This window comes from Pedobacter sp. KBW06 (genome assembly GCF_003852525.1).
Lineage (GTDB): Bacteria > Bacteroidota > Bacteroidia > Sphingobacteriales > Sphingobacteriaceae > Pedobacter.
The window spans coordinates 691644-713092 of the sequence record NZ_QAJL01000001.1; the positions used below are offsets into that span (position 1 = coordinate 691644).

Here is a 21449-nt window from a genome sequence, read left to right on the forward strand (position 1 = left end):
AAAATGACACTCAGGCTTTTTTTGTGATTTGCTGATTATTTTGTTTTCTGCTTAAGTTCCACAATGGCGGTCCACAGCACCCCTGCCTCTCCCCTGAAGCTCGCAGATCCCTGAGGTTTGTTATCCGGAGTATACCATTCATAAAAACCTTTGTTTTTAACCACCCGGTCCAACATGGGCTTCATCGCTTCCACTGCTTCCTCCAATAGGTTATAACGGATCAACTGAGAAACCATCCTCCCTCCAAACCAGGTCCAGTCGCCCCCATTCTGATACGAGTAAGGTCCCATCCCCTTATTCTTAAAGAAACCTTCAGGATATACCGGGTAAATGGTCAGGCCTATCGTCGCGGCATTTGCTTTCTTTACATTTTCCTGCATTTTTATATAGGCTGATTTCACTTCTTCTTTACTCAGCAGACCAGCTTCTATTGCCACAGCTGTTCCACCGTGATAATAAACCGCTGCCTCATCAAACGAAGCTGGAAAAGGAGAACCATTTAAATAAATATGTGGCAGAAACTTCTGACGTTTTTTGTCCCAAAGGTGTTTACGGACATTGGCCGCAATTTTTGTTTTGATCCCCTTCCAGTGTGCCGCCATTTTTGGCGACAAGCTTGCGATCTCCAAAAAGTCATTGATGGCAATGATAAACATCGCATTGTCGTAAATATCAATTGTTAAGTGTGAATTGCTATCCAAAACCACACCCCAATCGTGTTCAGGCTGTACATCTCCCCAATCCACTGTGGTTGCTCCCCATAACAGCCCGTGTTTTTGGTCAAACCGCTTGCTCAGCAAAAATTCCATTGCCTGTTCCAGGCGTTTCTGTACCGGTATTCCGCCGATAGTCTTTTTTAAAATGCTTTTATCACCTGTTCCTCTGACGTACTTCGCGATTGCCTGCACCAATGAGGTTTCCTGATCGGTTTCTACGGTATTTTTATGTCCTGCATATTCCGGTGCCAGATCCGAATGATAATAATCATAGCCTACCGCCCCTTTTTTAACAGGTACATAACCATCTAAAATTGCACCATCCGGCTGCTGAAATTGAAAGAAAGTAAGCAAATGCTTTTTTATCAATTCTCTATCGTTCACTTTAGCCGCCACGCCAACAAAGGTATTCAGGTCTCTGATCCAGACTTCTCCATAGCCATCGCCGGCAGTAAAGCCTTTTTGTACCAATTGCTCTGCCATTATTTTTACAGAATCCGCCAAAGGTCCTATGGACTTGAGCTTTTTTGAAACATTTGCAGACGAAACAGGCTGTGCAATTGCGCCCTCACTTAAGGCAAAGACACTCAGACAACCTAACATTAACATTTTGACGTTCATTCGTGTATAGTTTTATATGGATTAACACTTAAAATTCAGAAAAACATAAAATAGACTTGTTACTCTTTTATACAAATACACACTTTATCTCCTCATAAACCGGTATTTAATAAAAATACAACCGCAATCTCATCTATTTGTATGTACATATATACATAATAGTAATTTAGCATCAAAACTTTTCCTGAAAAAAGAAGCAGGCCAAAGGATTCAGGCCTGATCAGGGCGATAAATCCGGCGCGTCCTATGGTCAGGAAAATCTAACAAAAAGAAAAACAGGTGTAATATTTTCTTTTTTGATAGTAATACTATTACATTTGTAATCAATACAATCAAAATGGATCAATTACTCGCCAATATAAAAATCCAGGTGAACGACAAAATTTACGTCAAAGACCCTGAAACTTCCGCACTCGGTAGAAAAATCATCGGGAACAGCCTGATCATTATGGATGAAATCGGTTTCGACAATTTCACTTTTAAAAAGCTTGGAGAAAGGATCGGCTCCAATGAAAGTTCCATTTACCGTTATTTCGAAAACAAGCACAAATTGCTCGTCTACCTCTCCTCCTGGTATTGGAGCTGGATCGAATACAAACTTGTATTTGCTACGGCGAACATCCCTGATCCGCTGGATAAACTGAGCCGGGCACTCGAACTGGTAACCGAAAATATTGAAGATGACCTCAGCACAGAACATATTGATGAGTCCCTGCTCAATAAAATTATCATCGCCGAGTTTACCAAGACCTTTCTTACCAAAGAAGTAGATGAGGAAAATAAAGAAGGTTTTTTCCTGATTTATAAAAGAGTGATCAACAGGCTCGTAGATATTGTCAAGGTCATCGACCCGGAATACCCTTATGCAAAAAGCCTGATCTCCAGCATCGTTGAAGGTGCATTACACCAACATTACCTTAAAGACCATTTCAAAACAATTACCGATTGCAATGATAAAGTCAGCCCAACGGATTATTACCTCGACCTTGTTAAGCGCGTTTTAAAACACTAATCAATGACACCAGCAAAAAGATTTTTCAGTCTGCTCAGACTTGACAAAAAAGATGTTTCCCAAATATTTTTCTATGCGATATTTGCCGGGCTCATCAGCCTCTCCTTACCCTTAGGGATTCAGGCCATTGTAAATTTCCTTCAAAGTGGCAGGGCCAGTGTTTCCTGGATCATCCTGGTGATCGGTGTGGTTACCGGTGTCGCTTTCGTGGGTATCCTATCGCTCATGCAATTGAGGATTACCGAAAACATTCAGCAAAAGATCTTTGTCAGGGCTTCTTTTGAATTTGCTTACCGCCTTCCAAAAATCAAATTCGAAGAGCTGTATCATGACCTCTATCCCCCGGAAATTGCCAATCGCTTTTTCGACACGCTCACCATTCAGAAAGGGGTGGCCAAATTGCTCCTGGATTACTCTTCAGCTTTGCTTCAAATCGTTTTCGGAATTATTCTGCTCTCGCTTTACCATTCCTCTTTTATTCTGTTTGGTTTGCTGCTCTTGCTGCTGCTCTATTTCATTTTCAAGTTTTCTTATACCAAAGGAATAGATACCAGTATGTACGAATCCAAGTACAAATACCGGGCGGCCGACTGGCTACAGGAAATTGCACGCAATAAATCCAGTTTCAGAAAAGCGCTTAATTTTGATTATGCACTCCAGAAAAACAATACCCTAACGAACAATTATACCGATTACCGCGAAAAGCATTTCAATATCATCAAGCGCCAATACGGACAGCTCATCCTCTTTAAAGTACTCATTACGGCAGGTTTACTATTAACAGGAGGCTATCTCGTACTGAATCAGCAAATGAATATCGGCCAGTTTGTAGCCGCAGAGATCATCATCCTGCTCGTGATCAATTCGGTAGAGAAAATTGTACTGGGGCTCGAAACCTTTTACGATGTACTCACTGCGGTAGAAAAAATCGGAAAAGTGACCGACATGAAGATGGAAGAAGTGGTCGAAACCGATTCTAAAACACTTTCTGACCAAATCACCATTGAAACTGCACATTTGTATTTCAGGTTTCCCAATTCAGAAAAAGACACCCTGAAAGACATCTCTCTGAAAATCGAACAGGGAGAAAAAGTGATCCTGAACGGAGAAAATGGATCCGGAAAAACAACTTTGCTCCGCACCCTCTCCGGCATACTGAAACCCAGTCAGGGTTCCTTATTTATTAACGACAATACTTTCCGGAAGATGGAGATCAATCAGTACCGCTCTCAGATCGGGATGATCATACATGGAGAAAGTCCCTTTGAAGGCAGTATTCTGGAAAACATCACGTTCAATAATCCAGAACTGACACAGCAGGACATTCACTGGGCTTTGGATGCGGTTCAGTTGAGCAGTTATATCAGGACCCTTCCCGAGGGGCTGGATACCAAGCTCTTTCCGGAAGGCAAACAATTGTCCTCTTCCAATGCACAAAAGATTTTACTGGCCAGAAGCATTATTTCCAGGCCTGCGGTTTTGATTTATGAAGATCCGACAGACAAAATGGACCCCGACACTGCTGCAGCGATTATAGATTTCATCTGCTCAGCCCGGCACAACTGGACAATCATCGTGTCTTCTGCTAATCCTGGCTGGAAACAAAATTCCTCCCGCTCCATTACCATGGAAAACGGAGTCATCATAAACGATACTAAAAAATAACGCTATGCTAAATCTATCTAATCAAAACAGTGCCCAACAGCACCTGCTCCAACGCTATAGCGCCGTTAAAAACTTAAGTAACCGTCCGCATTACAAAGTACTGAACCGGATCATTTTATCGCTTTGCCTGATCTTAATTATCGTACTGTTCCTGCCCTGGACGCAAAACATCTCGGGTTCAGGTGCCATCACGACCTTAAAGCCGAACCAACGTCCGCAAATGGTAAATTCGGCCATTGCCGGAAGAATCGAAAAGTGGTATGTACAGGAAGGTGATTATGTAAAAAAGGGCGATACCATCCTTTTCATTTCAGAGATCAAAGAAGATTACTTTGATCCTAACCTGGTCCAGAACACCGAAAAACAGGTCAATGCAAAGAAAATGGCCTTGCAGTCGTACGGAGGAAAGATCAGTGCATTGAACGCCCAAATTGGTGCCCTTGAGGGGGAGAAAAGCCTAAAGCACCAGCAGGCCAAAAATAAAGTACGTCAGTCACTGTTAAAGATCAAGAGCGACAGCATGGACCTGGAAGCCGTAAAAACCCAGCTCAAAATTGCCAACACCCAGTTCGAACGCGCTGTGCAGCTGAATAAAGAAGGTTTAAAACCTTTAACAGATGTGGAAGAGAAAAGGATGAAGCAGCAGGAGGTACAGGCAAAACTGATCACTCAGGAGAACAAACTCCTGACCGGCAAAAATGAGCTCATCAATGCCAGGCTGGAAATCGAACGGCTTTCTGCTGAGTATGCAGAGAAAATTTCCAAGAGCAGCAGTGATAAATATACCGCTCTGAGCAATCAGTTTGATGCAGAAGCCCAGGTTAGCAAACTGGAAAACCAATATGCAAATTACAGCATCCGAAATGGCATGTATTACATTAAGGCTCCGCAGGATGGCTACATCAACCGTGCCTTACAATCCGGGCTCGGAGAAACCATAAAGGAGGGTGCCCCTATTGTGAGCATCATGCCCGCGGTGTACGACCTGGCCGTGGAAACCTATGTTAAACCCGTTGACCTGACCCTCTTAAAAAAGGGAGAGAAAATCCGCGTATGGTTTGACGGATGGCCAACCATTGTATTTTCCGGATGGCCGGATATGTCTTATGGGACATTTGGCGGAAAAATAGTGGCCATTGAAAACTTTATCAGCCCCAATGGCAAGTACAGGGTATTGATTGCTCCGGACAAAGCGGAAGATCCATGGCCAAAACAGCTGAGCATAGGCTCCGGTGCACAAACGATCGCATTGTTGGAAACCGTGCCGATCTGGTTTGAAGTATGGAGAACACTGAACGGCTTCCCACCCAATTATTACCAGTCGGAAAAGGCGGCTACTGAAAAGAAATAAGGCCATGAACAGCAGATTAATTCTATTTTTACTGGCGATGATCAGTCAGCTGACTGCCATCGCCCAAAAGCCTGAGCCCGAAGTATTGCGTTTCACAGAATTTCTGGGCTATGTTAAAAAATACCACCCACAGGTCCGGCAGGCAGACCTCGAGCTCTCCAAAGCGGAGATGATGCTCATGACGGCCAGAGGTGGCTTTGATCCCAAACTGGAAGTAGATTTCAATAAAAAGGAATTTAAAAAAACAGATTACTATTCCATTTTCAACAGCAGTTTTAAATTGCCCACCTGGTATGGCATAGAAGTGAAGGCTGGTTTTGAAAAGAATGAAGGTGTTTACCTGAACCCCCAGAGCAAAACGCCGGGACAGGGTTTAACTACCCTGGGCATTACCGTTCCTTTAGCCCAGGGCCTCCTGATCAATCAGCGCATGGCCGATCTGCGGATGGCCAGGCTGCAAATTAATTTAAGCAAGGCCGAGCGACAGCTACAGGCGGTAAACGTCTTGTATGATGCATCCACGGCCTATATCAACTGGAAAAGAACTTACGATGAAGTACAGCTCTATCAGGAATATCTGTCCTTTGCAGAAAAAAGGGCCGAGGGGATTAAAAAACTGATCAAAGCCGGAGATAAAGCGGCAGTCGACAGTATTGAAGCCCGTATCGTGGTAAAAAACAGGCAACTCAACCTGACAGAAGCAGAACTGAAATTAACAAAATCCAGACTGGAACTTTCCAATTATTTATGGGTAGAAAACATCCCTTTAGAACTGGCAGAACAGGTGAGACCAGATCAGGAATTGCAAAATGAGCTCAAACTTGCACTCAATTTTGAAGTCCTGCAGGAGAAAGAGCAGTCACTGGAAAACCACCCCAAGATCATGGCCATGCAAAATAAAATTGCCATGCTGACGGTAGAAGAAAAGTTAAAGCGCAATATGCTCCTGCCAAAAATTGATGTGGGCTATCATTACTTATCAGACCCCTCCTATTTCAGCAACTATGGTCTTGGCGATTATAAATTTGAGCTTAAATTCAGCATCCCTGTATTTCTCAGAAAAGAAAGGGGTGCGCTTAAACTGGCAAAGCTAAAGATCCAGGATACACAACTCGATTTGAACCTGGAAAAGCTGCAATTAAAAAACAAGATTACCGCACAGAAAACGGAGATTAAATCGATTGAAAACCAGATTGACATTACGAATTCTCTGGTCAAAGATTACGACAAAATGCTCATCTATGAAGAGCGCCTGTTTTCTCTGGGAGAAAGTTCTGTATTTCTGCTCAATTCCCGGGAGAACAGTCTGGTCAGCACAAGGCTCTCGCAGATCAGTCTTCAAAACAGGTTTTTGATCTCCAATGTCGAGCTTTTCAGGATAGTTGCCAATACGGAATAAGTTCAAATTTCAAAACAAGCCCCCTCTAAACTATGGTATTCAGAGGGGGCTTAATAGGATTTCATATCCAGTTGTTGTTCGATCATGGAGAAAAACAACTGGATATATCTGCTCCCACAATTTAGCTTTCGGATGCTTTTTTTAACAAAGCCAATCCCTGCTCATTTATGTTTTCCATTTCTTTTTTTACCCCAAATAGCCACAGGAAAAAAGCATCGGCCAGTCCGGACTGCAGTACAAATTTCTGAATAACTTCGGTACTGTTCCCCTTCCCTTTTATGCTATAATCAAATGTAGGCTTTGCGTTGAATGGTTTTTGAATGTATACCCTTATTCCAACAAAGCTATTCGCTTCGAGCCTTTCTATTTCCTGATGGCCAAGGTCCTTTCCCTTATTACCCTCCCAGTGGTATTGGGCACCAACAGTTCCATCATCTCCCTTTACAGCATATTTCTGAGTCGGGTCTTCCGCCAGAAAGGGGGACCACTTAGGGTAATTATTCAACTGGCTAATCATCTCATAAACCCTTTTCTGCGGTGCCTGAATGCTTACCGAGCGTGTAATTTCAATTGTCTTTAACTTAGCCGCATTATAAAATCCGAAGGCTAAAAAAAGGAGTATTACTCCTGATACGATTCCGATAATCATCTTGATTCCCATTTTGCCATCACTTAATCCATGGACAGAATCTCACGCACCTCTACGTTTCCACCTATCTTAAGGATGGGACAATTTTTACCGATTTCTGTCGCTTCGTCTATATGATTAGCGGTAATGACCATATTACCACCTAAGGTTTGATTTTCGGCGATGTAGATACCTTCAGAAATCTCGCGGACAGCATTCAGCATCCTTCCTTCAAATCCCAGTTGGTGCGTACTCACCAGCTTCTCCTGCATGGCAAGGTTTCCGATAAATGAACCCCATTGCTGATGTTGCTCCGACAATTGTTCTGCTGAGGGCTGATCATCAAAGTTGGGTTCGAACCTGAACAATAACATAAATTCTTTTGACTTTTTCATTGTATTTAATTTTAAGATAAACAATGAGTCAAAAGTATCCAGCCCGCTTGCTATAAAACTTTACCTATGTCAAGAAAACAACTCCACCGGTTTTTTCAGTTTCAAATAGATCGAATAATGTAGAAAAACAATGATCGGCGGTGCCAGTGCAGGAATAAAGTAAAACGGGAACATGGCCAGCGTATCGACTCCCATAATGCCACTATCGATGGAGAGCTTCGTCAATACATTGGCAGATACTGCTGTAAACAGAATGTCAATCAAGCCAAATGTATTCCAGACCCATGTGACCTTTTTGAAGTTCAAACGCTTCTCTCTGATCAATTTTGAAACCCAGATACCGGAGATTGCTGTAAGTACATCTCCAGTTCCCGCAATGAGCCCAAACCACCCGGGAAGGGCATCATATAGCGAAAGGATCAGGAAAAAACCACCAATCAGCCTGAAAACATGGACTTGCACCAACCGTTCCAGGCTCACATGCTCAATAAACACCTTATACCATTTGGTTTTTGCTACAAAGAGAAAAAGAAAAAAAGCGAATGGGAAAGTCGTCAATAAAAGAACCTTTGGAGGAAAGGACACCGAATTAAATTTCCCGGTACTGCCCATAACAACCACATACAGAACATACATAAAAAAGAATGCCCCAACAGCATTAAAAACAGCTGTTGAACCAGGCCTGGAAAATGCCGACCTGGCTAAAAACATGGTCAAAATAACCGGAGCAGGTATCGCCAGCAGGAATAAAATTTTAATCCAGTCAGGAACTGGGTATTCAATCAATATATTCATTATTAAATGTGATTAATTCGACTAAAACTACGGATACGCTTAAGCTTTTCACTTTACATAAGACAAGAAAAACAGCAATATTATTTGTTGCCTGCAATTGCGTTTCGGATCCGGCTTAATGAAGTATCAGCAATCCCAAGATAAGTTGCGATCTGCTTCAACGGAACATTCTGTACGATATCAGTCTTGTCTGCAATCAGGGCCAGGTACCTTTCTGTAGCAGTAGAGGTAATTGCCGATAAGCTATGGCTCTTTAATTCAAAATAGCTTTTTATCAGGTTCGTTCTCCCCACTTCCCTGAACGCTTCGATCTTGAACAGTTTCATAAAATCTCCAAAGGTGATCTTCCATGCAATACAGGGTGTAATCGCCTGTATATTTTCCCTACAGTGGCTTTTTAGGAAATAGGACTGCCAGTCAATGACGATATCCTTAGTGCTGAAAAAATTGGTAGTAATGTCCACTCCGCGTAAATCGATGGAATACGAGCGGGCAAATCCCTGTTCCAGGAAATAGTAGAAATTCCCGACCTGTCCTTCACGGACCAGAAAGTCATTTTTTGCAAATTCAACCCTTTGGAATTGCTGCAGTACCAGCTCAAGTTCTTCGCTTTTAAAATTTTGTTCTTTGAAGATTTCATTCAGAAAGTGCCTTTGTTTAAAAGCCATATTTTCGGGGCAGTTTAGTCTTTATTAATGTATTCCGGATATTGTCTTTTCTGACAGACCATCACATACTGACATTGCATTTTTGATGTTCAGCGTTATAAAAGTCGCGGAATCAAAGGTAACAAATTCAGGGCCCTGCCACCTGAATTCCTGCAAGTTTTATAATTAAAAAGAAAAAAAATGATAAGTCATCATAAAAGCAGGTCTCAATATCCCTGCTCTCTTTCCGGTTTTCTATTTTTTATCAGAAAATAAAAGAACAGTTAGCGCATATACGTTAGCTGTTCTTTTATTTAAATCTTCAAATTATCAAAATAACTGTTCGTTTCTTCCAGAATAGCCCTCATTAATTCAGCTGCTTTGGTATGTTTCAGTACCGGTGCAATCTGACCGCCCCAAAACAAGACCATATCCCATTTTTCACTGGCCATTGCTGCTTTTCTTAAATGCGACATGAACGATGTTTGAAGTGGAAAAGGCAGAAAGTCTTTTTCCAGGGAGACCAGGTCCTTAGCAATGCGGCTGGTTATTCCTCTCCCCAGTCGCCCGGTATATGCACGCGACAAGGTCGTATACTTTGCAGCATCAGACAGCAGCATCTGCTTATGGATCGCCGTAGCATTCGATTCGGCTGTCGCCAGAAAAGCCGTACCAATTTGTACCGCATCTGCCCCAAGCGCCAGCGCAGCGGCAACTCCCTTTCCATTTGCAATCCCTCCGGCAGCAATAACAGGGACCTTCACCTTCTCTCTGGTCAGCTGCAGCAATACAAATGTTCCAATGGTAGATGTTTCTGCTGAGGCCAGAAATGAGGGCCGGTGTCCACCACCTTCAAATCCCGAGGCAATGATCATATCAACCCCCGCAGCTTCCAAAACAATGGCCTCATCCAGGGTCGTTGCCGCCCCAACAGTGACGATACCAAGCCGATGACATTGTTCAAGAATATCCGCAGAGGGGCTGCCAAACATAAAGCTGAATACCGGCGGGCGCTGGTGCAAAATCACCTCGACCTGGTTTTCAAACCTGCTTTTGAATGGCTCAGGCTTCCCGGGAAGTTCAATTCCCAGTTCCTCAAAATAAGGTTTAAATAACTGTTGAGCCCGGTTAAACTGTTCATCAGATACCGTACCATCTACCGCATCTGTATCCGACACCCAGAGGTTAATGTTATATGGTTTATCTGTCGCCAGCCGGATCTGCTGGTTTACTTGAAGGATCTCCTGCGGGCTCAAAGTATAGGCTCCGAATCCTCCAAGCCCTCCCAGGTTTGAGACTGTTGCGACCAACTCCACAGAAGACAGGTTGCCACCGAAGGGCCCCTGCAGAATGGGATACTGAATGCCTAATATTTCAGCTGCTTTTGTTTGATACCACATTGCTTTTATAATTAGATGCTTACATCGCTGAGCATTTTATTAACGATCAGCCATTGATTGTTGATTTTGTGAAAGGACAGAAACTCCTCATAGTTAAAGTCGTACATTTTAACATGAACCCTGGCAACCGCTATGGTATTCACCACATCTATGGAGACAATCGTCCCCCTAAAAGGTTTCCCTGAATCTTTCACACTTAGCCGGTTCTTTACCACCTCAAGATACTCGTTACGGGTTTTGGCATAAGGCACTCCCTTTACATCTCCCAATAACAGTGCTTCGGAATACATCGCAGCACCTAATTTTTCTATGTCACCTTCATAAATTCCCGGGAAATAATCATTTTCCAGTACTGCGGTGATCGCCAATGAATCTTCTTTCATAATTAGTTCAGGTTATGCCCGGCAGCCATGCCACCATCCACATTAATAATAGCCCCACTGATGAATTTGTTTTTCGCAATGGCATAAACCATTTCTGCAACATCCTCCACTTCGCCCACGCGGTTCAATAAATGCAAACCCGCGCTTTGATCAGCGGCATCGCCGTGCATCGGTGTCCGGATCACCCCGGGTGCCACCGTATTTACCCTGATGTTATCTTTACCAAACTCCGCAGCCAGTTGCAAAGTCAATGCATGTATCGCAGCTTTAGAAGCAATCGGAGCGGTTGAAGGCGCTCCGCCCAATGCATGGTGTACCAATGGGGTTCCGATATTGATGATCACACCTGCAGCCTGTTTGAGCATTTGCGGCAGAATTGCCTGTGTGGTAAAAAATGTCCCCTTCAGATTGGTATCCAGAAAACGGTCCAGGTAAGCTTCATCAACTTCCAGAAAAGGCCTGGTTTCATAGATCCCGGCATTGTTGACCAGGATATCTACGCCGGCAAACTTTTCAAGCGCCATTGCCAGTAACTGCTCCCCCGTGCTTTTATTTTTCACATCCCCTACTACCATCGCCAGGCGATCACCGGCACCTAACTCCTGATACACCGCTTCCAGTTTTTCTGCTGTTGAAGAATTGATGACCACATTATCCCCGTTTTTCAAAAAGTGACGGGCGATCTCTTTACCTATGCCCGAAGAGGCACCGGTAACAATTATTGTTTGTGTTTTCATTTGATTTTTAAGCTTGTTTTTGATCTGCTGTGATTCCCCTTGCCCTTAGTTCCGAGACCTGTTCTCCCGCATAACCCCAGCTGTCGAGGTCATGTTCCTGAATCACCACATGGGTCAGTTGCGGATCCTTGTTCAATACCTCAGTGATCAGCTCCGTTACCCCTTTGATCAGGGCTTGTTTTTGTGCTTTGGTAACGCCTTCACGGGTTACTTCTATTTTTACAAATGGCATAGCTTTATGATTTATGCTCCTGAACTGATTGCCCAGCTTTAGCGGTTATACTTACATTTAATTCAAAATCATTGTAGATCAGGGTATCACCCAGGTTTTGAAAAAAGTTTCCGGAGCGGAACTTCATCCCATAATTCGTTCTGTCGATGATCAGTTTGCCACTGGCGGTAAAGGTATCACCAGCCAGATGGATCACCGTATCAAAACTTACAGGATGCGTAATGCCTTTAATGGTAAGCTCCGCATCGATATGATTTCCGGCAGCAGCAGTAATGATCAGGCTTGCTTCTTTAAACTGCTCCGTCGAGAAGAAATCGTCAGAGATCAGATGTCCCAGGAATTGGGCATTTGTATCAGGATCGGTAATGTCCAGGATTTTAATGGAAGTGGTATCTGCGATAAAGCTACCGCTTGTAATTTGACCTTCGTTCAAAATGAACCGGCCTTCTTTAATGGCTATTGTCCCATTGTGTGCGCCCGTTACTTTTTTCCCTGTCCAGTCAATATTGCTCTGTGAAGGAACGATGTTGAATTGTTGATTTTCCATGTGATTTGTTTTTAATTACAACACAAAGTACGCAAGGAAAAACGGCCGGAAGGTGTGACCTACATCACATTTAAAAGGGCCATAAATTAGGTGATCTACCTCACATTTCAGGTATGGTAAAGCCGGCTTAAGGTTTCCCGGGATACGCCAAGATAAGCGGCAATCAGGTTTTTAGGCACCATATTATAGAGCTCCGGATAGAGCTTCAGTAATTCCTCGTACCGGAATTTGACGTTGTTGTTCATGAAGGACAACAACCGTTTCTGACTGGCCACATAACCTTTGTTTGTTCGCCAGCGAAAGAAGTGTTCTACGGAATGGATCTCCCTGCAAATTTTCTCCCGGTTGGCATTGCTAAGGCACAATACTTCTGCATCCGAAATGCAGTCTAACGCGATCTTTGCTTTAGTACCGTTATAAAGTGCTTCAAAATCGGAAGCCCACCAGGTTGGCATTGCAAACTGCAGAATGAACATTTTCAATTCTTCGTTGATAAAAAAGGATTTCAGGCAGCCGTAAATCACAAAATATTCATGATCAACCAGGCTTCCTTCGGAAATAATTACCTGTCCTTTTTTGAATTTCCGCAATTCAAAAAGGGAAAAGAAATAGTCGAACTGTTCATCTGTAAGTTCAGTGTTTTTTAAAACATGCGCCTTTAAAACTTCCTTAGCATCCATATAAATTGTAATTTCCAAAAACTTTATCTAAAATAACAACGATCCCGGCATGTTTGTCAATTAACAAGGAATATGAACCATAAAAGTTGATCCCGCTCCTTTTGAGCTCTCCAACGAGATCTTTCCCCCATGGTAATCCATGATGGAATTCGCCAGAAACAATCCAATACCAAATCCACTATAATGAAATTCGCTCTGGCCCTCTACCCGGTAAAAGCGCTCAAAAATCTTCTGCTGGTCTCTTTCATCAATCCCGATCCCATAATCCCTTACAGCGATCAGCACTTCCGTCTTAGTTGTCATCAGGGTAATATCTACCACCTCACTATCCGGTGCATACTTCAGGGCATTGGCAATCAGGTTAATCAATACCTGACTGATCTTGTTCCGGTCGGCAATGACCTGGATATCTGTTTCTGAGGAGAGGTGGAAGTGATGTTGCTGATGGCTAAGCCTGAAATCCTCCACAACCTCCGCTACGAGCGCATCAATCAGGAAGGGTTCTTTACGCAAATCCAACCGGCCTGCTTCGATCCTGGTCAGGTCGAGCATATCACCAATTAAGCCCGTTAACTGGATCAGCAGCTGATTGATCCTGGAAAGCGAAGGCCTTACTTTTGTGCTGAGCGGAGAAGCCGGTTCCCGCTCAATATTACGAAGGAGCAATTGCACATGCCCCTTAATCGATGTCACAGGCGTCTTTAGTTCATGGCTCAGCATGCTTACAAAGTCGCTCTTACGCTGTTCTTCTTCTTTGAGGACCTGAATATCGGTAGTTGAGCCCACCCACATTTTGATCTGACCTTCTTCGTCCATAACAGGTGAAGCGATATTCAGGTGCCAGATGTATTTCCCATCGGTATTCCTGAACCGCATCTCGGATACGTGAGGACGGCCCGTTGCCGCAGCCTCGGCAAGCCCGGTCTGGAAAGCCTGAATTTCATCCGGATGCATCATTTTATGATAACCAAAATCCCTTAAATCCTCGAAGCCCATTCCTGCAAAATCAAGCCATTCCTTATTAAAAAAAATAACCTCGCCGCTGGGTAGTGCATTGGAAATTTTCGCCGGCACCAGGTCAGACAGCTGACGAAAATGCCGCTCGCTTTGTTCTACTGCTTTTCGCGAATTTACCTGCTGGGTTACATCTGCTGCGACCACCAATATGTCTGCCACTTCCCTATCAGTACCTTCCACCGGCTGATAAACCAGATTAAAGAAGAGTTCTTTTAGTTCACCGTTATGTTCAAGCATCGCCCCGATTTCATTGGCATAAAACGACTCTCCCGAACTAAATACATCATCCAATATGCCCAGGAAGGGTTGGTTATCGATCTCCGGAAGCGCCTTATTTAATGGAAGCCCCAGCACAGCAGCTGTCTTTCCCCAGACTTCCAGAAGCTTCTGATTGGCGGTCTCCACGATGAGTTCCCTGCTCTGCAGCACCCCGATAGCTACCGGTGCTTCCTGAATCAAAAACTTGAAACGCGCCTCGCTTTTAGCCAGTTTATTATTTGAAATCGACAACTGGTCATTTGCCAAAGAAAGCTGATCTGCATACTGCTCCAAAAGCCTGCGCGAGTTAACCCGGTCGGTAATCTCAAAAGACATGACCAGGACCCCGTTTCGGTTGCCCTCAAGATCTGAAAGTGGCTGATAGGTATAATCTACATAAGTTTCTCTCGTGCTTCCGTCTTCAGCGGTGAAAAGCACAGGGCTTTCCTTCACATCGATGATTTCGCCCGTTTCCATGACCCTGCGCAGCTGACCGGCAAAAGGCTGATCAGCGAGGTCAGGCAAAATCTCAAGAAAGGGTTTCCCCAGCACTTGTTCCTTGGTTCGGTTCCAGTACGCAAGATTGCTTTCGTTGATCATTTCCACAATCAGGTCATCCCCCCGGATCACCACTACTGAAGCAGGCAGCATATTTAGAATCTGCTCCAGATTTCCCTTAGCCTGACTCAGATTGTCCTGAGAGCGCTGAAGTTCATCGTTAGTTACGCTGAGCTCTTCATTGGAGGCTCCCAGTTCTTCGTTTAAAGCCTGTTCACGTTCAAGCGCATCGGCACCGGCCTGCTGATCATCAGCATTAGCCATGGTAACCAGCTCATCAATGTCCTGCGCATAGCAGAGAAATCCTAAGAAGTTTTCTTCCGGATCATACCAGGGCACCGAAGTTTCGGCAAGCCAGCGGTAATCACCGCTTTTGCCTTTAAACTTATATTTGAATTTAAAAGCTGTTTTCAGATCGATATGGGTGGCAAGCAGCTCCTCCCAATCCTGTTTAAAATCCTGATGAATTCCGGCTGACCAGGAAATGACATCCCCGGAAAACCTCTGCCATTCTAAATTAAAATAATGCAGCCGTCTGTTTTCAGCCACTGCCCGCACCATAAGCGGTAGTGGATCCATAATTGCCTTAAACTCATGCTCAGAATTTAACCGGTGCTGCTCTATCGATTTCATGCGCAATGATAATTAAAAGCAGCTGGATTTTTTGAATACACCGGCAATTCTGTTAAAATACAGGGATAAATATAAGTTCATTTGACAGCGCAGGTAAACATTCCTATTCATCACAAAATACTATGTTTTTGGATTTAACTATGTAATTTTGATACGTAAACACGGTATTATTTTTGTTTAAGCCTGGAAGAAATCAGCGAAAAGGCACAGGCAATCCGGCATCAGGATTGTGATTATAACTAATTTGAGAATATGAAGCATAGCAATAAAAAAGTCCTGATATCCGGAGCCAGCATAGCAGGCCCGACACTGGCTTTCTGGCTGGCTAAATATGGGTTTGACGTCACGGTAGTGGAACGTTCAAAATCCTTGAGGCTGGGCGGGCAAAACCTGGATGTGAGGGGCGCCGGCCGGGCAATAGCCAGAATGATGGGCATCGAGAAAGAAATCCTGGCTGCGAATACCGGAGAGATAGGCCTTCAGTTTGTGAATCGTGAAAATAAGGTTGAAGCTGCTTTTCCCAGAGATGGTGCCGATGGTTTTACAAGCGAAGCCGAAATTCTGCGGGGCGACCTCGTCAATATTCTATACAAGCACACAAAAGATAAGGCAAAATATGTCTTCGGGAAATACATCACAGCGATTGATCAGGGCAAAGACACCGTTACCATCACCTTTAACGATGACAGCACTGAAGTCTTTGACCTGCTGATTGCTGCAGATGGCGTACGGTCAACTACCAGACAACTGCTGTTTGGCGATGAACCGAAAGTTAAGTTTATTGGGCTTTACAATGCCTGGTATACCATTCCCAAAAAAGCAACAGATTCGAAATGGGCGCGCTGGTATACCGCACCGGGATCCAGGGTCATGTTGATCCGTCCGGATAATCATGGCACGACAAGAGCATCGTTCAGCTTTCTTTCTGAGGATAAGAATTATCAGAATCTATCTGATGGCGAACAGAAAAAAATATTAAAAGAAAAGCTTTCAGATGCCGGCTGGGAAGCGGATCGTTTGATGGAAGAAATTGACAAAAATGAAGATGTGTATTTTGATGGCATCAGCCAGATACATGCGCCAAGATGGTTCAGTGGTCGTGCCGGCATGATTGGAGATGCTGCCTACTGTCCTACCCCGCTCACCGGTATGGGGACCACCTTAGCGATCGTGGGTGCTTACCTCCTTGCAGGAGAACTTGGGCGACATGATCAACATGAAGCTGCATTTGCAGCCTACGAAAAACGCATGCGTCCGTTCGTGGAAGATATTCAGCGCCTGCCCCCGGGAGTTCCATGGCTTGCACATCCAAAATCGAAGTTTGGTGTATCGGTGGTCAATACAGTGGCCGGAATCCTGGCAAGCAGTCCTGTTAAAAAAATCAGTAAGCTTTTTGGCAGTAAAGAAAAGGACGTCACAAAAGATAAGATCGAATTGCCTGACTTTGGGAAATAATACATCAAATTTACCTGATGATTCAAACGCTAAATAAATCTACCGAATATTGATCACCATTTGGTGACTTAGCATTACATTTGTCATCACTGATCAATACCTTAAACAGAAATATGAAAAAAATATTTATCCTCAGCTTTTTAAGCCTGGCTACCCTAACCGCTTTTTCACAAAGTTTTAATGCCCAAAAATTAGACAGCCTATTTCAGGTCTTAAAGAAAAAAGATAAGTTTATGGGGAGTATTGCCATTAGTCAAAATGGCAAAACCATCTATTCAAATGCAATTGGATACAGTGATCTGGCAAGCTCTAAGCAGGCCACCGCAGCAACCAAATACAGAATCGGCTCCATTTCTAAAATGTTTACCGCAACCTTGGTATTTAAGGCTATCGAAGAAAAAAAGCTCTCATTAGATATCACGATTGACCGTTATTTTCCGCAAATCGAAAATTCTAAAAAAATAACCATTGGGAACCTGCTTAATCACAGAAGTGGCATCCATAACTTTACAGATGACAGTGAATATTTAACCTATAATACGCAACCAAAAACCGAGCAGGAAATGGTTGAGATCATTGCCAGGGGGAAAAGCGATTTTCAACCTGACAGTAAGGGTAAGTACAGCAATTCAAATTATCTGTTGTTGAGTTACATTTTGCAGAAAGCATATAAAAAAGATTATGCTTCAATTTTAAATGAAAAAATTCTCAAGCCAGTAGGATTGAAAAACACCTATTCCGGAACCAGGAAAACAAATATCCTAAGCAACGAGAGCTACTCTTATCATTTTAAAAATCAATGGATTAAAGAAGACGAGACCGACCTAAGCATTCCTATGGGCGCAGGCGCAGTAATCGCTAGCCCAACTGATTTAACTACTTTTATTACGTCACTCTTCGCACAAAAGATAATTAATCAAAGTTCATTAGCACTCATGAAAACCATAAAGAACGGTTATGGAATGGGCTTATTCGACCTTTCTCATTCCGGTACGGAAAGCTTTGGGCATGATGGAGTAATTGACGGGTTTCAGTCTGTAATGGCTTACTATCCCAAAGAAAAACTAGCTATAGCCGTTTCCTCCAATGGATTAATCTATCCAATTCCCAATATTTTTGCCTGCGCAGAAAGCAGTTACTTTAACAAGCCATTTGCAATACCAACATTTGAAAAGCTGGCCATTGCTTCAGAAATACTGGACACCTATGCCGGAACCTACGCGAGCACGCAGATCCCGATAAAAATCAACATCACCAATAAAGAAGCCGAATTATTTGCACAGGCAACAGGTCAGACAGGATTTGTATTAGAAGCCGCCAGTCCCACTATTTTTAAGTTTGACCAGGCAGGGATTGTATTGGAGTTTAAACCAGAGCACAAGCAAATGACATTAAAACAAGGTGGAAAAGAATTCTTGTTTAAAAAAGATTAAATCTTAGCTCGTGTTTTATGTCATTACCTATTTGATATCAGAAGAAAATCTAAATTAAAATGAAAAACCTTTTTGTACTCCTTGCAATTTTTCCATTTATGGTTTCATGTAACGGACAAAACGATCCCAACTACAAATATTCAGATCAGGAAACAGAACAATTTTTAAATGAGATCACAAAAAATGCCAAGGTTAGCATCACCGACATTACCGAAATAAAAAAACAACCAACCGATGAATTTGGCATCATAACAAGGTGCCCTTTATCTAAAAAGGAAGTTGATGAGTATCATAAAAACCACGGGACTATTGTAGTTAAAGATGATAACATTTATGATTTTGCAAGTTATATTCTAAAAGATTTTGAACTTACAAATGAAAACAATGAAAAACTACAGTTTATAGATAATGGGAGATCCAAAAATCTGCAGGGACTTCCACTAGGGGAATATGAGAAGATTTTATATCAAAATTTAGGTGTTGTATTTAAACTAAACAAAAAATTTGAAAAGCTTAACGGGTTTATAAAAATTGGATTTAAAATGCCAAATGGAATGGAAAAAGAAATAAAAATTCCGGTAAACATCACGATAAATGATAAAATTCCTGAATAAGAACTACTGCTAACTGTGATTTAATGTTCACCGCATTAGATCACTCAGGAATTTTACTTTACCTTATCCATAAACTGTTATTGTCCGTCTGCTTACTGGGCTGGAAATTTTGTGATGTCCATATAGAAAACTTCCCAGGTATGCCCGTCGAAATCTTCAATTGTGCGCTGTTGCATAAAACCATAATCCCGCATTTCGTTAGGTTCTTTCCCACCCGCGTTCAGCCCATTTGTCACTATACTATTTACCTCCTCAACACTGTCGGTCGATAATGAAAAGAGACCAGCTAAATTTGATTTTGTATCTGCAATAGGTTTGGTTGCAAAGCTTGCGAACTTTTCATGTGTCAAAAGCATTACAAAAATGTTTTCGCTCCAAACCATACATTTTGCAGTATCGTCTGAAAACTGAGGGTTGTTTGTGAAACCTAATGCGGTATAAAAGTCTAAAGATTTTTGCAGGTCTTTTACTGGTAAATTGATGAAAATTTGTTTTGCCATGTGATTAGATGTTTTGGTTGATCTAAAAATAACAAAACTATTTTAGACCTCCTCATTTTGAAATGCGATATCCTGCCTGCCACCACAGAATAGGTTAAGACAGGAAAGGCAGATAAGGCAACAGCAACAACCGCAATCAATTAGTGGAAATTTTAACGAAAAAAAAATCGCTCTCTTATGTTCCGTTATGGTAAGAGAGCGATTGAAAAGGTAAACCTTTCAGCCGGGATAATTTTTCAGTTATCTGCTTCGGTAAGTTAAACTCACAATTTTACCCATGCCACTAAAAGACTCTTCTTTAACCAAAGGCCCGTTAATTGGCGGGATAGTATAAAGGTCCAGCGTACCTGAGGTATTCAGGTTCCCTTCGTCATAGGTACAAACACACAATCTTTTGGTGATGTCCAGGTAACGCTTATTGATGGTACGGCTGCCGACATTTACATATTGAAATTTTAGAAGGCTGATTTTCCGCGAGCCATAATCAGCCATTTCTTTGTTCAGGTTCAGGTTAAAATCATATTCGTATACCTTCGCACCTACAGTGTAAAAAACATACCCAAAATCTTCGCTGACTTCAAAATGTTCGGCTTGCGCTATAGGTGTATTGGTGATTTCTGCGAAATAATTTTGCTTTCCAACGGTAAACCTGGCCAGATATACTTTATCGCCCGTCTTATCCTTCAGGATCGCAAAAGTTTCGCCCCCGTTATAGCTAACAGACTTCATAAACAGCAGGTTTTTGTCCGTTTTATTTTTGAAAAGCGTTTCATTTTCAATTTTTTGGCAAGACCTCGCTCCGTTACCCGGATACCATACAAATTCCGATGAGGTTTCATTAAACAGAATGGCCGCATTCCAGCCGGAAATAAAAGGAGCAGCTTTAAAAGGTGTCACATCCCCTGCAGACATTTTGTTGACCGGATATATCGGATCATATACCTGTGTATATACATTTCCATTAGCCCATAAAAACACCTTTAGGGGCCTTCCTTCCAATTTTGATCCTGGCCCTATTGCCACGTTAGTCCTGTTCTGCACAAAAACCGAGAAATCATAAGCCGGCTTATATTCCAAAGTATCCACCCCCAAAAATGTAGCCATTTCAGACGTTCCTACCACCAGTGCATCCTGGGTACCATTGATAATCGGTACCGCATTGGTATTGAAAAAGGTGACAAAAGAGGGTATCCCCTTCAACTTAAGACCCGACTTTGATGCGGCCAGCACATCAGAAATAAATTCATATTTTTTGGTACCCTCCTTATAACTCAACATATCAAGACGGCCTTGCCTGCCTGCTGTTTCTGATAAAATATACCAGCCCTCAAAAATTTTATTGGTCACAAATATCTTGAAGGGAGTCTCTTTCCAGACACCCGACTTTTTATCGGTAACACGGAAAGCATAATCATATACTCCCAGGTTTTCATTCATCCTGACATTAAAATTTATGGTGCTGTCCATTACCTTTGGTATCCCGGAATTATACCCTGCCCTCTTGATCCTTAACCAGGAAAATTTATAGTTCAACGTGTCTCCGACCTGATCTTTAGTGAAAGCAATTTTTGGGTTAATCGTTAAAACCTCTCCCCGGTTAACACTATAAAAAGTATCCAGTTCACTCACTATGGCCTCGTTCACATTGGTATAAACGTAGTTTCCGGGATCTTTTTTGCAGGCATATAACATACCGGCAATCGTCAACGCCAACAGTAAAATTTTCCTGCCTTTATTTAAACATTTCATTTTCGGATATTTAATCGTTATCAT

At 42.7% G+C, this 21449-nt stretch carries 21 protein-coding genes; 7 read left to right on the top strand and 14 right to left on the bottom strand.

All coding sequences use genetic code 11. From position 1 onward, the window contains the following. Positions 1-35 precede the first annotated feature (35 nt). Complete coding sequence (locus DBR43_RS02700; protein ID WP_124577668.1) at positions 36-1337, bottom strand: hypothetical protein; 1302 nt, start codon at positions 1335-1337, stop codon at positions 36-38. Positions 1338-1674: 337 nt separating this feature from the next. On the opposite strand from DBR43_RS02700, the gene DBR43_RS02705 reads away from it, so the two are divergent. From DBR43_RS02705 to DBR43_RS02720, 4 genes are read left to right on the top strand one after another with little or no spacing between them, the layout of a single operon-like run. Then, entirely contained in the window at positions 1675-2349 is a 675-nt protein-coding gene (locus DBR43_RS02705; protein WP_124577670.1) for a TetR/AcrR family transcriptional regulator, read from the top strand. 3 nt (positions 2350-2352) lie between these two features. Further along, the gene (locus tag DBR43_RS02710) at positions 2353-4014 is read left to right on the top strand and encodes a peptidase domain-containing ABC transporter (RefSeq protein WP_124577672.1); all 1662 of its coding nucleotides are present in this window, start codon (positions 2353-2355) and stop codon (positions 4012-4014) included. Positions 4015-4018: 4 nt separating this feature from the next. Continuing rightward, positions 4019-5365 (top strand): HlyD family secretion protein, encoded by a 1347-nt coding sequence (locus DBR43_RS02715; RefSeq protein WP_124577674.1) that lies wholly within the window; start codon positions 4019-4021, stop codon positions 5363-5365. 4 nt (positions 5366-5369) lie between these two features. Beyond that, positions 5370-6764: a TolC family protein gene (locus DBR43_RS02720; protein WP_199756937.1), complete on the top strand. Its 1395-nt coding sequence runs from the start codon at positions 5370-5372 to the stop codon at positions 6762-6764. A 121-nt stretch (positions 6765-6885) separates the two neighbouring features. Here DBR43_RS02720 and DBR43_RS02725 read toward each other — a convergent pair whose 3' ends face one another. From DBR43_RS02725 to DBR43_RS02775, 11 genes are all read right to left on the bottom strand, one after another. Further along, a complete protein-coding gene (locus DBR43_RS02725) occupies positions 6886-7425 on the bottom strand; it encodes an SRPBCC family protein (RefSeq protein ID WP_124577676.1) in 540 nt (179 codons plus the stop codon). Between the two features lie 11 nt (positions 7426-7436). Continuing rightward, positions 7437-7787: a YciI family protein gene (locus DBR43_RS02730; RefSeq protein WP_199756938.1), complete on the bottom strand. Its 351-nt coding sequence runs from the start codon at positions 7785-7787 to the stop codon at positions 7437-7439. 69 nt (positions 7788-7856) lie between these two features. Continuing rightward, positions 7857-8582, bottom strand: coding sequence for a hypothetical protein (locus tag DBR43_RS02735; RefSeq protein ID WP_124577678.1), 726 nt, complete (start codon positions 8580-8582; stop codon positions 7857-7859). A gap of 80 nt (positions 8583-8662) precedes the next feature. Beyond that, entirely contained in the window at positions 8663-9250 is a 588-nt protein-coding gene (locus DBR43_RS02740; protein ID WP_124577680.1) for a Crp/Fnr family transcriptional regulator, read from the bottom strand. 293 nt (positions 9251-9543) lie between these two features. Then, positions 9544-10629, bottom strand: a complete 1086-nt coding sequence (locus DBR43_RS02745) for an NAD(P)H-dependent flavin oxidoreductase (RefSeq protein ID WP_124577682.1) — start codon at positions 10627-10629, stop codon at positions 9544-9546. An 11-nt stretch (positions 10630-10640) separates the two neighbouring features. Then, positions 10641-11012, bottom strand: coding sequence for a nuclear transport factor 2 family protein (locus tag DBR43_RS02750; protein ID WP_124577684.1), 372 nt, complete (start codon positions 11010-11012; stop codon positions 10641-10643). Positions 11013-11014: 2 nt separating this feature from the next. Then, a complete protein-coding gene (locus DBR43_RS02755; RefSeq protein ID WP_124577686.1) occupies positions 11015-11749 on the bottom strand; it encodes an SDR family NAD(P)-dependent oxidoreductase in 735 nt (244 codons plus the stop codon). A 7-nt stretch (positions 11750-11756) separates the two neighbouring features. Continuing rightward, complete coding sequence (locus DBR43_RS02760; protein WP_124577688.1) at positions 11757-11981, bottom strand: tautomerase family protein; 225 nt, start codon at positions 11979-11981, stop codon at positions 11757-11759. A gap of 4 nt (positions 11982-11985) precedes the next feature. Next, a complete protein-coding gene (locus tag DBR43_RS02765; RefSeq protein WP_124577690.1) occupies positions 11986-12528 on the bottom strand; it encodes a YceI family protein in 543 nt (180 codons plus the stop codon). Positions 12529-12635: 107 nt separating this feature from the next. Next, positions 12636-13226, bottom strand: coding sequence for a Crp/Fnr family transcriptional regulator (locus DBR43_RS02770; protein ID WP_233602823.1), 591 nt, complete (start codon positions 13224-13226; stop codon positions 12636-12638). Between the two features lie 42 nt (positions 13227-13268). Then, complete coding sequence (locus tag DBR43_RS02775) at positions 13269-15674, bottom strand: PAS domain S-box protein (RefSeq protein WP_124577694.1); 2406 nt, start codon at positions 15672-15674, stop codon at positions 13269-13271. A gap of 252 nt (positions 15675-15926) precedes the next feature. Here DBR43_RS02775 and DBR43_RS02780 point away from each other — a divergent pair, with 252 nt between their 5' ends. The 3 genes from DBR43_RS02780 to DBR43_RS02790 all read left to right on the top strand — a co-directional run bounded on the left by DBR43_RS02780 (position 15927) and on the right by DBR43_RS02790 (position 19176). Next, the gene (locus DBR43_RS02780; RefSeq protein WP_124577696.1) at positions 15927-17129 is read left to right on the top strand and encodes an FAD-dependent monooxygenase; all 1203 of its coding nucleotides are present in this window, start codon (positions 15927-15929) and stop codon (positions 17127-17129) included. A 113-nt stretch (positions 17130-17242) separates the two neighbouring features. Then, entirely contained in the window at positions 17243-18562 is a 1320-nt protein-coding gene (locus DBR43_RS02785) for a serine hydrolase domain-containing protein (RefSeq protein WP_124577698.1), read from the top strand. Positions 18563-18621: 59 nt separating this feature from the next. Next, entirely contained in the window at positions 18622-19176 is a 555-nt protein-coding gene (locus tag DBR43_RS02790; protein WP_124577700.1) for a hypothetical protein, read from the top strand. Positions 19177-19268: 92 nt separating this feature from the next. On the opposite strand, the gene DBR43_RS02795 is transcribed toward DBR43_RS02790, so the two are convergent. Next, positions 19269-19676 carry a VOC family protein gene (locus DBR43_RS02795; RefSeq protein WP_124577702.1) on the bottom strand — a complete coding sequence of 136 codons (408 nt, stop codon included), beginning with the start codon at positions 19674-19676 and terminating at the stop codon, positions 19269-19271. 240 nt (positions 19677-19916) lie between these two features. After that, a complete protein-coding gene (locus DBR43_RS02800) occupies positions 19917-21449 on the bottom strand; it encodes a PKD-like family lipoprotein (RefSeq protein ID WP_124577704.1) in 1533 nt (510 codons plus the stop codon).

Bases quoted from the DNA above. Each gene is read 5' to 3' on its own strand.
- DBR43_RS02775 (WP_124577694.1), bottom strand. From the start codon at position 15,674: ATGAAATCGATAGAGCAGCACCGGTTAAATTCTGAGCATGAGTTTAAG.
- DBR43_RS02710 (WP_124577672.1), top strand. From the start codon at position 2,353: ATGACACCAGCAAAAAGATTTTTCAGTCTGCTCAGACTTGACAAAAAA.
- DBR43_RS02740 (WP_124577680.1), bottom strand. From the start codon at position 9,250: ATGGCTTTTAAACAAAGGCACTTTCTGAATGAAATCTTCAAAGAACAA.
- DBR43_RS02755 (WP_124577686.1), bottom strand. From the start codon at position 11,749: ATGAAAACACAAACAATAATTGTTACCGGTGCCTCTTCGGGCATAGGT.
- DBR43_RS02700 (WP_124577668.1), bottom strand. From the start codon at position 1,337: ATGAACGTCAAAATGTTAATGTTAGGTTGTCTGAGTGTCTTTGCCTTA.
- DBR43_RS02750 (WP_124577684.1), bottom strand. From the start codon at position 11,012: ATGAAAGAAGATTCATTGGCGATCACCGCAGTACTGGAAAATGATTAT.
- DBR43_RS02730 (WP_199756938.1), bottom strand. From the start codon at position 7,787: ATGAAAAAGTCAAAAGAATTTATGTTATTGTTCAGGTTCGAACCCAAC.
- DBR43_RS02795 (WP_124577702.1), bottom strand. From the start codon at position 19,676: ATGGCAAAACAAATTTTCATCAATTTACCAGTAAAAGACCTGCAAAAA.
- DBR43_RS02765 (WP_124577690.1), bottom strand. From the start codon at position 12,528: ATGGAAAATCAACAATTCAACATCGTTCCTTCACAGAGCAATATTGAC.
- DBR43_RS02790 (WP_124577700.1), top strand. From the start codon at position 18,622: ATGAAAAACCTTTTTGTACTCCTTGCAATTTTTCCATTTATGGTTTCA.
- DBR43_RS02785 (WP_124577698.1), top strand. From the start codon at position 17,243: ATGAAAAAAATATTTATCCTCAGCTTTTTAAGCCTGGCTACCCTAACC.
- DBR43_RS02715 (WP_124577674.1), top strand. From the start codon at position 4,019: ATGCTAAATCTATCTAATCAAAACAGTGCCCAACAGCACCTGCTCCAA.
- DBR43_RS02800 (WP_124577704.1), bottom strand. From the start codon at position 21,449: ATGATAACGATTAAATATCCGAAAATGAAATGTTTAAATAAAGGCAGG.
- DBR43_RS02745 (WP_124577682.1), bottom strand. From the start codon at position 10,629: ATGTGGTATCAAACAAAAGCAGCTGAAATATTAGGCATTCAGTATCCC.
- DBR43_RS02705 (WP_124577670.1), top strand. From the start codon at position 1,675: ATGGATCAATTACTCGCCAATATAAAAATCCAGGTGAACGACAAAATT.
- DBR43_RS02760 (WP_124577688.1), bottom strand. From the start codon at position 11,981: ATGCCATTTGTAAAAATAGAAGTAACCCGTGAAGGCGTTACCAAAGCA.
- DBR43_RS02735 (WP_124577678.1), bottom strand. From the start codon at position 8,582: ATGAATATATTGATTGAATACCCAGTTCCTGACTGGATTAAAATTTTA.
- DBR43_RS02720 (WP_199756937.1), top strand. From the start codon at position 5,370: ATGAACAGCAGATTAATTCTATTTTTACTGGCGATGATCAGTCAGCTG.
- DBR43_RS02780 (WP_124577696.1), top strand. From the start codon at position 15,927: ATGAAGCATAGCAATAAAAAAGTCCTGATATCCGGAGCCAGCATAGCA.
- DBR43_RS02725 (WP_124577676.1), bottom strand. From the start codon at position 7,425: ATGGGAATCAAGATGATTATCGGAATCGTATCAGGAGTAATACTCCTT.